Origin of the sequence: Mariniflexile sp. TRM1-10 (assembly GCF_003425985.1) — a bacterium.
Taxonomy (GTDB): Bacteria; Bacteroidota; Bacteroidia; order Flavobacteriales; family Flavobacteriaceae; genus Mariniflexile.
On record NZ_CP022985.1, the window covers coordinates 1315531 to 1329057 of the forward strand.

General features: G+C 34.0%; 13 protein-coding genes. 7 read left to right on the plus strand and 6 right to left on the minus strand.

Going from position 1 to position 13527, the window contains the following annotated elements:
* Window positions 1-138 precede the first annotated feature (138 nt).
* The 3 genes from CJ739_RS05615 to CJ739_RS05625 all read left to right on the plus strand — a co-directional run bounded on the left by CJ739_RS05615 (window position 139) and on the right by CJ739_RS05625 (window position 2626).
* Complete coding sequence (locus tag CJ739_RS05615) at window positions 139-480, plus strand: T9SS type A sorting domain-containing protein (protein ID WP_117173253.1); 342 nt, start codon at window positions 139-141, stop codon at window positions 478-480.
* A gap of 111 nt (window positions 481-591) precedes the next feature.
* On the plus strand, window positions 592-1356 hold the full coding sequence (locus CJ739_RS05620; protein ID WP_117173255.1) for a T9SS type A sorting domain-containing protein: 765 nt from the start codon (window positions 592-594) through the stop codon (window positions 1354-1356).
* A 289-nt stretch (window positions 1357-1645) separates the two neighbouring features.
* The gene (locus tag CJ739_RS05625) at window positions 1646-2626 is read left to right on the plus strand and encodes a LuxE/PaaK family acyltransferase (RefSeq protein ID WP_117178767.1); all 981 of its coding nucleotides are present in this window, start codon (window positions 1646-1648) and stop codon (window positions 2624-2626) included.
* Window positions 2627-2909: 283 nt separating this feature from the next.
* Here CJ739_RS05625 and tyrS read toward each other — a convergent pair whose 3' ends face one another.
* Window positions 2910-4205: a tyrosine--tRNA ligase gene (gene tyrS, locus CJ739_RS05630; protein WP_117173257.1), complete on the minus strand. Its 1296-nt coding sequence runs from the start codon at window positions 4203-4205 to the stop codon at window positions 2910-2912.
* A 141-nt stretch (window positions 4206-4346) separates the two neighbouring features.
* Between tyrS and CJ739_RS05635 the strand changes: the two genes are divergently transcribed.
* On the plus strand, window positions 4347-5354 hold the full coding sequence (locus CJ739_RS05635) for an NAD-dependent epimerase/dehydratase family protein (protein ID WP_117173259.1): 1008 nt from the start codon (window positions 4347-4349) through the stop codon (window positions 5352-5354).
* Here CJ739_RS05635 and CJ739_RS05640 read toward each other — a convergent pair.
* The 3 genes from CJ739_RS05640 to CJ739_RS05650 form a co-directional block, all read right to left on the minus strand.
* The gene (locus CJ739_RS05640) at window positions 5314-5847 is read right to left on the minus strand and encodes a DUF4296 domain-containing protein (protein WP_117173261.1); all 534 of its coding nucleotides are present in this window, start codon (window positions 5845-5847) and stop codon (window positions 5314-5316) included. The two genes, CJ739_RS05635 and CJ739_RS05640, sit on opposite strands and share 41 nt — an antisense overlap.
* The gene (locus CJ739_RS05645; RefSeq protein ID WP_117173263.1) at window positions 5844-7193 is read right to left on the minus strand and encodes a dihydroorotase; all 1350 of its coding nucleotides are present in this window, start codon (window positions 7191-7193) and stop codon (window positions 5844-5846) included. The genes CJ739_RS05640 and CJ739_RS05645 overlap by 4 nt, the downstream gene beginning before the upstream one ends.
* Window positions 7194-7291: 98 nt before the next feature.
* Window positions 7292-8014: a polyprenol monophosphomannose synthase gene (locus tag CJ739_RS05650; RefSeq protein WP_117173265.1), complete on the minus strand. Its 723-nt coding sequence runs from the start codon at window positions 8012-8014 to the stop codon at window positions 7292-7294.
* A gap of 285 nt (window positions 8015-8299) precedes the next feature.
* On the opposite strand from CJ739_RS05650, the gene CJ739_RS05655 reads away from it, so the two are divergent.
* Window positions 8300-8947: a DUF4271 domain-containing protein gene (locus CJ739_RS05655; RefSeq protein WP_117173267.1), complete on the plus strand. Its 648-nt coding sequence runs from the start codon at window positions 8300-8302 to the stop codon at window positions 8945-8947.
* A gap of 21 nt (window positions 8948-8968) precedes the next feature.
* Window positions 8969-9718, plus strand: a complete 750-nt coding sequence (locus CJ739_RS05660) for a uroporphyrinogen-III synthase (protein ID WP_117173269.1) — start codon at window positions 8969-8971, stop codon at window positions 9716-9718.
* A gap of 70 nt (window positions 9719-9788) precedes the next feature.
* Here the strand turns inward: CJ739_RS05660 and pckA are convergent, their stop codons facing one another.
* Together pckA and CJ739_RS05670 are read right to left on the minus strand one after the other, a co-directional pair.
* Entirely contained in the window at window positions 9789-11405 is a 1617-nt protein-coding gene (gene pckA / locus CJ739_RS05665; protein ID WP_117173271.1) for a phosphoenolpyruvate carboxykinase (ATP), read from the minus strand.
* A 61-nt stretch (window positions 11406-11466) separates the two neighbouring features.
* A complete protein-coding gene (locus CJ739_RS05670) occupies window positions 11467-11853 on the minus strand; it encodes a DUF423 domain-containing protein (RefSeq protein ID WP_117173273.1) in 387 nt (128 codons plus the stop codon).
* Window positions 11854-12088: 235 nt separating this feature from the next.
* On the opposite strand from CJ739_RS05670, the gene CJ739_RS05675 reads away from it, so the two are divergent.
* Window positions 12089-13453 (plus strand): saccharopine dehydrogenase family protein, encoded by a 1365-nt coding sequence (locus tag CJ739_RS05675; RefSeq protein WP_117173275.1) that lies wholly within the window; start codon window positions 12089-12091, stop codon window positions 13451-13453.
* The last annotated feature ends 74 nt before the right edge of the window (window positions 13454-13527 follow it).

Below are 13527 nucleotides of genomic sequence, written 5' to 3' on the forward strand. Positions count from 1 at the left end.
CGATTCTAAAATAAATAACATTAAGATAACAAACAAGTTACAGTAATTTAAACTTTCGTTCAAACACATGTATCTTTAACACTTTTTTGGCATCAAATTTGCTCTAATTATGTATATTTACAGCGTTGAACAGAACCTATGGAAAAAAAATACTTATTAACTTTATTTTTTGCTTTGGCATTTTTTACAGCCTTTTCAGGGTTTGGTCAAAACTATGCCAGCAATAATTCTATTCCACAAAATATAGAAAACTTGTCTATTTATCCTAATCCTGTTAGTAACGGCAAAACGTTTATATACATAACATCTAAGCTTAATTTAACCAAGAGCATTGAATTTTACGATGTTTTAGGTAAGTTAATTTTCAGTACCGTTTTAACTGGCAAAGAGTTGAATATTTCAAATTTAAGTAAAGGTGTTTATGTTTTAAAGATTACGGAAAGCAACATAAGCGAAACCAGAAAATTAGTAATAAAATAAAGAAAACATCATATTGTAGTAAAAAACAGCTAAATAGCTGTTTTTTTTTTGCTTTAATTTAAAAAATATTCATAAGTTTGTAAGATATATATTAATTAATATTATATTATTATGAAAAAAACTTACACATTATTTTTTACTTTTCTTATTTCTTTAGCTTGTTTTGGACAGACTATAAATGAAATTGATTCAGATCAAACTGGAACGGATACAGCTGAATTCATTGAAATTAAATGGACTCCAAATACGTCTTTAAATGGATATATAGTTGTTCTATTTAATGGCTCATCAGACACAAGTTATGATACCATTGACTTAGCTACTGCAACTACAGATGCTAATGGTCTTTATGTAATTTTCCCGAGTGGTAGCATACAAAACGGTGCAGATGCTGCTGCGATTTACCAAGATTTAGCTACCAATTTCCCTTCTGACACTGGTACAACAACAACCAATTTAATAGATGCGATTGTTTATGGAACAAATGATGAAGACGATACCGGTTTATTAACGGGTTTAGGAGAGACCATTCAATATAATGAGACCACCACTGAATCCCTTAACCGAGCAGATGATGGCTCTTATTATACCGCCGCTCCAAGCGCTGGTGCAGTCAATAATGTTTTATCTACCCAAAATAAACATATTGAATCAGTTAGCATATACCCAAATCCAACAAGTTTAGGCTATCTAAACATTTCCAGCAAAAGCAATTCTAAAATGGATGTTTTTGTTTTTGATGTTCTAGGGAAACAAGTTATTAGAAAAACAGTTAATGACCATATACTGAATGTTTCAAAATTAAATTCTGGTATTTATCTCATGAAAGTATCTCAAGACGATGCTACCATTACTAAAAAAGTAGTGGTAGAATAAATTAATTCACTTCATCAATTTTTAAAGCGTTACTGTTTGGTAACGCTTTTTTATTTTGAAGTGATTTAAACGTTTTGTTTGTAAGCGAAAATACCCTTTACGCAAGCTGGCTCGTTCGCTAAAATAACCCACTGGGTTATTTTTTCGCTCCACCCTGTTTCATAATGAAGTCTTTTTTATGTCGCATAGCAGCGCTACGGGACTTAAAAAAGTCAAAATTAGGGAGCTAAATGCGAATTTTGCAGGTAAAAGAAAACGTTTAAATCACTTCTTTATCTACTTTTGCCATATGATAAATACAAACGCTATTTTCAACATACAAACCGAAGAAGAATTTGAAGATACCGCATTAAAAATCTTTAAATTTCAGTTTGAAAACAATCGTGTTTATAGGTCGTTTTGCGATTTGCTATACAAACATCCTAGTGATGTAAAAATAATACAAGACATTCCGTTTTTGCCTATTCAATTTTTTAAAACCCATGATATTTTAAGTTCAAAAGATCCCATTCAATCTACGTTTACAAGTTCTGGAACGACTGGAAGCATGACGAGTAAACATTTGGTTACCGATTTAGAAATCTATGAAGAAAGTTTCAATAAAGGATTTCAGCAATTTTATGGTAATATTGAAGATTATGTGGTTTTAGCATTGCTTCCATCATATTTAGAGCGCAAAGGGTCTTCTTTAATCTATATGGTAGATGCCTTGATTAAACAATCCAATCATCCAGAAAGTGGGTTTTATTTAAATGATCTTTCCGATTTAAAAAACAAATTAACACAGATAGATTCCAAAGGACAAAAAGTGTTACTTATTGGTGTTTCCTTTGCTTTGCTAGATTTAGTTGAAACCTATCCATTCAACCTAAAGCATACCATTATAATGGAAACTGGTGGTATGAAAGGACGTAGAAAAGAATTAATTAGAGAAGAACTGCATCAACAGTTAAAACAAGGCTTTAATGTAGAATTTATCCATAGCGAATATGGCATGACTGAATTACTGAGTCAAGCCTATTCTAAAGGCCATGGTATTTTTAACACCCCAAATTGGATGCGTATTTTAACCCGAGACACCGAAGATGCTTTAAGCATTCAATCCAAAGGAAAAGCGGGAGGTATTAATGTGATTGACTTGGCAAACATCAACTCCTGTTCTTTTATTGCAACGCAGGATTTAGGAAGGGTTTATGAAAATGGTTCTTTTGAAATTATCGGACGTTTTGATAATTCAGACATCCGTGGTTGCAACCTGATGGTACTGTAAGTTATACTACATTCCGACTTATTGAACTCATTTAAACTCTCTTGATTGATTCGAAATTAATTATTTGGCGCTCGGTTGAAGTTTTTTTTTGAGCTACATAACAGGGCAACGGAAGTAAAAAAAAAGCCGAGCACAAATAAAATTTAAAAAATAATAATTTGTTTTGTAAACTTAAACACCCTATTACGACCAATAAATAGACTAATAAAAAGAATAATTAATTTTTATAGTTTGGTTGGTTAGTAGCGAAAAGCCTGATTGAGAAATCAGGCTTTTCGTTTTTTTATACCATTCTTAAAATGAAATAGTTCTTTTTACCACGTTGTAGCAATACGAATTTATCATTTATTAAGTCTTTTGATGTAATGCTATAATCGTCCTGTACTTTTTCTTTATTTACCGAAATGGAATTTTCTTTTAAAGCACGACGCGCCTCACCGTTAGATTTTAAAAACCCACCTTTTTCGGCTAAAGCTGCTATAATGTCTAACCCTCCTTCAATATCTGCTCGGGTTATTTCAGTTAAAGGAACACCATCAAACACATCTAGAAACGTTTGTTCATTAAGTTTCTTTAAATCATCACCCGTTGAGTTTCCAAAAAGAATTTCACTCGCTTTAATGGCATTTTCTAAATCGTCTTTAGAATGTACCATCGTTGTTATTTCTTCTGCTAAACGCTTTTGCAACACACGCAAATGTGGTGCTTCTTTGTGTTCTTCAATTAAACCCTTTATTTCTTGTTCTGTTAAAAACGTAAATATCTTAATGTACTTTTCGGCATCTTCATCACTAGAATTTAACCAATATTGGTAGAATTTATAAGGCGACGTTCTGTTGGCGTCCAACCACACATTCCCTCCTTCGGATTTCCCAAATTTTGAACCGTCGGATTTTGTGATTAACGGACAGGTGATTGCAAAACCTTTTCCGCCAGAAATACGTCTAATTAATTCCGTTCCGGTCGTTATATTACCCCATTGGTCGCTGCCACCCATTTGAATGGTGCAATCTTTTTCTTTGTATAAATGAAGAAAATCGTAACCTTGAACAAGTTGATAAGTGAATTCGGTAAAACTCATCCCTTCGGAAGCATCTGATGAAATTCTGTTTTTAACCGAATCTTTTGCCATCATATAATTGACAGTAATGTGCTTACCTACATCGCGGATAAACTCAAGGAAAGAAAAACGCTTCATCCAATCGTAATTATTCACCAAAAATGCTGCATTGGCTTCATTACTTTCAAAGTCCAAAAAATGTGCTAATTGCTTTTTTATGGCTTCTTGGTTATGTCTCAAGGTTTTTTCATCCAACAAATTACGTTCACTAGACTTCCCTGAAGGGTCACCAATCATCCCTGTAGCTCCACCAACCAAAGCGACTGGTTTATGTCCGCAACGCTGGTAATGCGCCAACAACATGATAGGCACTAAATTACCAATATGTAAAGAATCTGCAGTAGGATCGAACCCCACATAAGCACTTCGCATGCCTTCCATTAAATGCGCCTCTGCTCCTGGCATAACGGTATGAATCATACCTCTCCAAGTTAATTCTTCAACAAAATTTTTAATCATTATTTTTTAATTTTTATAAAACTATGGCAAAGATAAAAATCAATGTATAATTCCTTAGTTTTAAAGTTGAAACTTTTAAAGTTTTGAAGAAACGACAACCAAAAACCATTGCCTAGACCAAATATTCACTATTTTAGTCGCATGATTTTAGTAACAGGAAGCACAGGTTTGGTAGGTTCACATTTGCTTTACAGCCTTGTAAGTAATAACGAAAATGTTCGAGCTATTTATAGAAGCGAACGAAAACTAGAACAGGTTAAAAGTGTTTTTGCTACCTATACGAGCAACTACGCATCGCTTTTTGAAGCTATTGAATGGGTACAAGCCGATATTTTAGATATTCCTGCGTTAACTGAAGCCTTTAAAGGCGTCACTTATGTGTACCACTGCGCTGCTTTTGTGTCTTTTGAACCCGATAAATACCACCTTTTAAGAAAAACAAATATTGAGGGCACTGCCAATATTGTAAACTTTTGTATTTCAAATAATATTAAAAAACTTTGCCATGTGAGCTCGATTGCTACATTAGGAAAAACGACTAATAATGAACCTATTACGGAAGAAACCGTTTGGAACCCGGAAGATGACAACAACGTTTACGCCATTACAAAATACGGTGCCGAAATGGAAGTTTGGCGCGGTACACAAGAAGGCTTACATGCTGTAATTGTAAATCCTGGAGTCATTTTGGGTGCCGGTATTTGGCACTTTGGCACAGGCAGTTTGTTTAAAAAAGCACATAAAGGCTTCAAATATTACACATCTGGTACTATTGGACTTATTGCCGTTAACGATGTCGTGTCTATTATGACTCGTTTAATGAAAAATGACATTACAAACGAACGCTTCGTATTGGTTGCCGAAAGCTGGACTTATAAACAGTTTTTGCAAACTTTGGCTCAATCGGTACAAGCAAGCCCTCCAAAGAAACTGGCGAGTGCTTTTTTATTAAATATGGGTTGGAAATTAGATTGGCTAAAACACAAATTAACTGGAAAAAGAAGGCAATTAACAAAACACCTTTCCGGCTCATTAATGTCTGAAACAAATTACAGCAGTGATAAACTTAAAACGGCTTTAAATTACAATTTTAAAGATATGAAAGAAACTATTTTTGAAATTGGTGATTCTTATCTGAAACAGGGTTAATTAAAACACCTGCATCTTCTTTAATTTTCTTTTTCAATACATCTTCGGTTAAGGAATCCTTTTTTATGGTCACACCTAATGAATCTTTAACTTTCAAGGCATTTATAGAATCTTTTTCGCGTTTTTCCTGTTCCTTTTCTTCTTTTAATTTCTGTTCGTTTAAAACTTCTTTCAGCTTTTCCAAACTATCTGTCATAATATTATAAATTTCTTCATAATCTTCGATATGGTACGCATAATACGCATTACTCAATGCAAATTGCAAGCTATCTATTCCATATTTTTCAAAAACGTAGCTATCTAACTTAATACCATGTTCTTGCATTTTTTGCTTGTTGATATGGGTAGCCGAACCTATTAGTCTAGCATCCATTAAAATGTTAGCCATGGTTTTTTTTGAAATCAAATTGCTTGGTTTTTTAGGACCGCCAAAACCATTACAAGCTATAACAAGCAAAGCAACACTTAAATAGGGCAAAAATCGTTTTGTCATGATCTGTTAAAAGTTAATCTTTTTGCAGCTTTCACATCATTAAATTTAGAATTTTGATATACCAAACTACCATTTACAAAGGTATGGGTAATTCTTGATCTAAACGTGGTACCTTCAAATGGAGACCAGCCACATTTATATAAAATATTTTCCTTTTTTACTGTCCATGGATTGTTCAAATCCACCAAAACCAAATCGGCAAAATAGCCTTCTTTTATATACCCTCGCTTTTCAACCTGAAATAAAATAGCAGGGTTGTGGCACATTTTCTCAACAATTTTCTCTATCGATATTTTACCTTTATGATGCATTTCCAACATGGCTGGTAAAGCGTGCTGCACCAAGGGGCCACCCGAAGGTGCTTTAGTATAAACGTTTTTCTTTTCCTCTAAAGTATGTGGCGCATGGTCTGTTGCAATAACGTCAATACGGTCATCTAGCAAAGCTTCCCATAATTGTGCTCTGTCTTCCTCTGTTTTTACCGCAGGGTTCCACTTTATAAGCGTTCCTTTTTTATCATAATCTTTATCTGAAAACCATAAATGATGTATGCAAACTTCAGATGTAATCTTTTTATCTTTTAATGGGATTTTATTGCTGAACAAACTCGTTTCTTTTCCTGTTGAAAGATGGAATACATGCAATCTTGCCCCTGTTTTTTGGGCTAATTTAATAGCTTTTGAAGATGATAAATAACATGCTTCCTCACTTCGAATGATGGGATGGTATTTTACAGGAATATCCTCTCCAAATTTATCTAAATGCTCTTGAAAGTTCTTTGTTACGGTCGCTTCGTCTTCGCAATGCACTGAAATAAGCAACTTCGTGCTTTTAAAAATTTTCTCTAGTACTTTACTATCATCAACCAACATATTCCCTGTTGAAGACCCTAAAAACAATTTTAATCCCGCAACGTTATTGGCATCAACTTTTAAAACTTCATCCAAATTATCGTTCGTTCCACCAAACATAAAAGAATAGTTTGCCGATGATGTTTGAGAAGCTATTTCAAATTTCTCTTCTAATTTTTCAATGGTTGTCGTTTGCGGATTGGTATTGGGCATTTCAATAAACGAGGTAATACCACCTGCAATAGCGGCTTTACTTTCGGTTTCAATGGTAGCCTTTTTTGTTAACCCGGGCTCTCTAAAATGCACTTGATCATCAATCGCTCCCGGTAACAAATACTTCCCTTCTGCATCAATAACGAACACATCCGAAGACTTCGCACTTATAGAATCGCTCACTTCTTTAATATATTCGCCTTCAATTAATATATCACCATTAAAAATAACTCCTTCATTTACAATGTGAGCGTTTTTAATAAGTATTTTATTTGGTTTCATCTGTTTATATTTATTGTTTTAATTTGACCAGATGGAACATCCTTTATAATCATCTTCGTGTATATGAATGTGGTTTTCATAGGCGTTTCAAGTCTCATCTACTTTTTGAATAGACTTTTTAATTTCATGGAAATAACCCCAAAAATAGCTTCAGAGATTATTCCTGAACTTAATTTTGATTCTCCTAATGTTCTATCTGTAAAAATTACAGGTACTTCAGTTATTTTGAACTCTTTTAAATAGGCTTTAAATTTCATTTCAATTTGAAAAGCGTAACCTACAAATTTAACAGCTTCTAAATCGATCGTCTCCAAAACTTTCCGTCTGTAACATACAAAACCTGCCGTGGTGTCGTGTATTTTCATACCAGTAATAATACGCACATATCGAGATGCAAAATACGACATGAGCACCCGACTCATAGGCCAGTTAACCACATTAACACCAGTGATGTAGCGCGAACCAATGGCTAAATCGGCATCTCCAACGTGGCATGCATGATACAACTTCACCAAGTCTTTTGGATCATGCGAAAAATCGGCATCCATTTCAAAAATATACTGATAATTTTTTTTCAAGCACCATTTAAACCCATGAATATAAGCTGTTCCCAACCCAGATTTCAACTTTCTAACTTCTAAAAATAACCTATCAGGAAATTCTTTTTGGAGTTCCTTTACTTTTAAACCTGTTAAATCTGGCGAATTGTCGTCAACAACAAGAACATGAATAGTATCCGATTGAGAAAATACCGCCTTTATTATAGCCTCAATATTCTCTATTTCATTGTATGTGGGAATGATAACAATCGTATCAGTCATTCTTTTATTTTAATGAAAATAATTTAATTTTTAGCAAATGTACATTATTAGCAGTTTATTTATTGAACTCGTTTAAACTTTTTTGATTGAAGCGAAAATTAGTCATTTTGCTCTCGATTGAAGGCTTTTTTGAGTTGCATAGCAGCGCTACGGAAGGAAAAAAGAACAAAAAGCGAGTACAAAAGGACAATTTTTTAGCCAATTATAAAAAGTTTAAACGAGTTCATCCCAAATATTCCTTAATAATTAAACCATCTTCTAAAATATTTATAATAATTTTACGGTATGCTTAGGGATATTATATCAAACGATTTCTTTACTATCATGCTTGTCGTGGGAATGATTCTAATTGCCACGGCTAAATTAACATCTCCCAAACGCTTTAATGATTTTATTTCTGTTTTAGGAAACTCAAAATATCTTAAAATTTATTCACGCGATCAAAAATTTTTCGACAAGTTCGATGCTTTACTGTTCGCCAATCTTATAATTTCAGTATCTCTTTTTTGCTTTATAAGCTATAAATTTTTCACAAAGACCAATACCATTTCGCCAGATACCATGTTTAAAATTTCTTTTGGCATTAGCGTGTTTATTTTAATAAAAGTGTTTATTGAACGCCTTATAGGCAGCCTTTTCGAAATGGATGCCATTATAGACCAATATCTTTTTCAAAAGATAAGTTACAAAAACTACTTGGGTCTTGTGCTTATACCCATTAACGCCCTATTACTGTTTAGTTTCAAGCCAACATTAACCTTTTTTTACGTAACTGTTATATTATTGTTTATTGTAATCTTAATCGGGCTAGTTACATCTTTTAAAGCGCATCAAAGTTTAATAAAACATAATTTTTTTTATTTTATTTTATATCTTTGCGCACTTGAAATCGCACCGTGCATCATTTTGTACAAAGTAATCATTTCAAAATAGAAGAATTAACTACCTGTGCCTATGAAAGTGAAAACCATTTTAGTATCTCAACCAGAACCTAAAATTGACAACTCGCCTTACTTTGACTTAATTGAAAAACAAAAAGTAAAAATAGATTTTAGGCCTTTCATTCACGTTGAAGGTGTTTCTGCAAAAGAAATTAGACAACAAAAAGTTGACCTAAACAATTATACTGCTATTATTTTAACCAGTAGAAATGCTATTGACCACTTTTTTAGAGTAGCCGAAGAAATGCGATTTAAAGTGCCGGACACCATGAAATATTTTTGTCAGTCGGAAGCTGTTGCTTTTTATCTTCAAAAATATGTAGTGTACAGAAAACGTAAAATTTATGTTGGAAAACGTACTTTTTCTGAATTGTCGCCTTTAATTAAAAAATATAAAGACGAGAAGTTTTTAATGCCTAACACGGATAAAGTAAAAGATGAAGTGCCAGATACTTTAAATGCCTTGGGTGTAGATTGGAAACAGGCTATTTTTTACAAAACCGTAATTAGCGACCTTTCTGATTTAGCTGATGTTTACTACGATATTTTAGTATTCTTCAGTCCTTCTGGAATTGATTCTTTATTTCATAATTTCCCGGATTTTAAACAAAATGAAACCCGTATTGCCGTATTTGGAGATACAACCATTAAAGCTGTTGAAGAAAGAGGATTGCGTGTGGATATTGCTGCACCAACACCCGAAACACCTTCTATGACCATGGCTTTAGAAAAATATATTGAAAAAGTAAATAAAGCAAAATAGGCTTTTTTTAACCAAATAAAAAAGGGATGATTTTTAAAAAATCATCCCTTTTGTTTTATTAAACTCCTCTTTAAAACGCATAACGCTGCGGACCACCTCGCCTAATTTCTTCACTAGCATAAGCCTCAAATTTTTTGAAATTTTCACGAAATGCATTGGTTAATTTAAAGGCTGTTGTATAGTATGCCTCATCATTGTTCCACGTAGTTCTTGGACTTAAAACACTGGTTGGAACACCTGGGCATTCTCTGGGTTGTGCCACTCCAAATACAGAATGTATGTGGTAATTATCATAATTATACAAGCCTAAATCGCCATTTAAAACCGCATTAATCATGGCGCGGGTATATTTCAATTTCATTCGGGTTCCAACGCCATAAGGGCCACCTGTCCACCCCGTATTTACCAACCAGACATTTACACCGGAATCTATCATTTTCTGACTTAGCATTTCAGCATATTTTGTAGGATGCAAGGGCATAAAAGGCGCACCAAAACAAGCCGAAAAATTAGGTGTTGGTTCTAAAACACCCGCCTCGGTTCCTGCTACTTTAGCGGTATAACCCGATATAAAATGATACGCTGCCTGACTTGGCGTTAATTTAGAAATTGGTGGCAGTACCCCAAAAGCATCTGCTGTTAAAAAGAAAATGTTTTTAGGATTCTTCCCTATTGAAGGCACTTGAATGTTCTCAATATGATTAATAGGATAGCTTACACGGGTATTTTGTGTAATAGACGTGTCTTCAAATTTCACATGTCCATTGGCATCTAAAATCACATTTTCAAGAATCGCTCCTTTTCTTATGGCATCATAAATTTCCGGTTCGTTATCTCTTGAAAGATTTATAACTTTAGCATAACAACCACCTTCAAAGTTAAATACCGTGTTTTCAGCAGTCCAGCCATGTTCGTCATCACCAATTAAACTTCTATTGGGATCGGTAGAAAGGGTTGTTTTTCCGGTTCCTGATAAACCAAAGAAAATAGCAGTATCGCCATCTTTCCCTATATTGGCACTACAATGCATCGGCAACGTATTTTTATATACCGGAAGAATAAAATTCAATGCTGAAAAAATACCTTTTTTAATTTCCCCTGTATAACCTGTACCGCCAATAAGCACTATCTTTTTAGTAAAGTTTAAAATAGCAAAATTATGCTGACGGGTACCATCAACCTCGGGATCAGCCATAAATCCAGGTGCATTGACTACGATCCATTCCGATTCAAAATTCTTTAATTCGTCATCGGTCGGACGTAAAAACATATTGTATGCAAACTGATTACTCCATGGATATTCATTAATAACCCGAATATTCAATCTGTAATCGGCATCAGCACAAGCATAACAATCCCTAACAAAAACTTCTTTATTTGATAAATAATCGGCAACCTTATCGTATAAAGCATCAAACTTTGCCGCATCAAACGGCATATTAATTTTGCCCCACCAAACACGGTCGCGGGTCATAGCGTCTTCAACAATAAATCGGTCATTTGGTGAACGCCCTGTAAATTCTCCTGTGTTTACCGCTAAAGCTCCCGAAGAAGTCTCCACGCCTTGACCTTTTTCAATAGCAATTTGATGAAGTCGTTCTGGGGACAATTGATACTTAATTTTTGCATTTTTTATTCCATATTTTTCCAACGAAATCGTCTTCGTAATCTGGTCATAGTTTGTCATAATACGAGTCTAAATTATATATTATGCAAAATTAAGATATTATTTTTATATTTTTCTTATTTTAGCGTTTCATTTTTAAGAAATTAATAAATAAAAATACCCAAGACAGTATTAAAAGCAGCCCACCAACTGGTGTAATAAAACCAATTATTTTAAAATCGAAAGTGGTCAAAGCATTTGTTGCCAATCCATAAATAGACCCTGAAAATAGAATGACGCCCGTTATGGTTAGATAAAAAATGATTTTTTTAAATTTTTGTTGTATTGAAGAAAGGCTTCCAATAAATAGCAGGAAAAAAGCATGATATATTTGGTAGCGTACCCCAGTTTCAAAAGTTTGTTGCGCTTCTACAGAAACCAACTCTTTTAAACCGTGTGCGCCAAAAGCACCTAAAATAATGCCTGTTATTCCTAAAATAGAAGCTGTAATTAATAGTGTCTTGTTCATATGTATGTTGTTTTATAATAAATGCTATTGTATTTACTAAATTAGTGAACTCGTTTGTACTTTTTTAATTGAAGTGAAAATTAGTTATTTTAAGCTCGGTTAAAGGCTTTTTTGAGTTGCATAGCAAGGCTACGGAACGAAGAAAAGAAAAAAACGAGTGTAAAAGGACATTTTTTTAGCCAATTGAAAAAAGTCAAGACGAGTTCAATCACAAAATTACTTAACAAATATCACTATGCGAAAGATTTTGGTTATTGGTTCTGGAAAATCCACTTCCTATCTGTTAAAATATTTATTGGATAAATCGGTTTCCGAAAATCTGTTTATCACGGTAGGTGACTTAAATATCACTGCCGTTGAAAAGCTTATTGATAATCATCAAAATGCTGAAGCTATGCTATTGGATATTTTTAATGAAACCTCAAGAAAAAATGCCATAAAAAATGCTGACATAGTCATTTCCATGCTACCAGCAAGTTTACATATTGAAGTTGCTAAAGACTGTGTTTTATTTGGAAAAAACATGGTCACGGCATCATACATCAGTCCTGAAATGCAAGCACTGGATGCCGATGTCAAAGCTAAGGATCTGATTTTTATGAACGAAATTGGCGTAGATCCAGGTATAGACCACATGAGTGCTATGCAGGTTTTAGATCGCATTCGAGACAACGGCGGCAATGTTATATTGTTTGAGTCGTTTACAGGTGGATTGATTGCTCCTGAAAGCGATAACAATCTTTGGAATTACAAATTCACATGGAACCCCAGAAATGTGGTTATCGCAGGACAAGGTGGCGCTGCTAAATTTTTACAAGAAGGTACCTATAAATATATTCCATACCACCGCTTGTTTAGACGCACCGAGTTTTTAGATATTGATAATTTTGGACGTTTTGAAGTCTATGCCAATAGAGATTCGCTTAAATACCAAAACGTTTATGGCTTAGATACTGTAAAAACATTATATAGAGGCACCATTAGGCGCGTTGGGTTTTGCAGAGCATGGCATATTTTTGTAACCCTAGGAATGACTGACGATAGTTACACCTTAGACGATAGTGAAAACATGAGCTATCGCGATTTTGTAAATGCTTTTTTACCTTACAGCCCTTCCGATTCTGTGGAACTTAAACTAAGGCATCAACTTAAAATTGACCAAGACGATATTGTTTGGGAAAAACTTGTAGAACTCGATATTTTTAATGACAAAAAGCCTGTGGGTTTAAAAAAAGCAACCCCGGCACAAATACTTCAAAAAATATTAATGGATAGTTGGGCACTTGACCTAAACGACAAGGATATGATAGTGATGTATCATAAATTTGGCTACGAAAAGGATGGTAAAACATACCAAATTGATGCCAATATGGTAGTTCTTGGCGATGACCAAACCTTTACCGCCATGGCAAAAACCGTGGGTTTACCCGTTGCCATTGCTACACTTGCTATTTTAAATGGAAAAATAAAAACCCCGGGAGTACAAATTCCAATTGCTAGAGAAGTTTATGAACCTATTTTAAAGGAATTAGAAAGTTTTGGTATTCAGTTTAAAGAAAAGCATGTGCCTTATCTGGGCTACAACTCCCTAAGTAATTAATATTTTTATATTTAAGCATTACCTATCGAAATCAACTATGGGCTTCCCATTTCAAAAGAAAAACATTCATGATT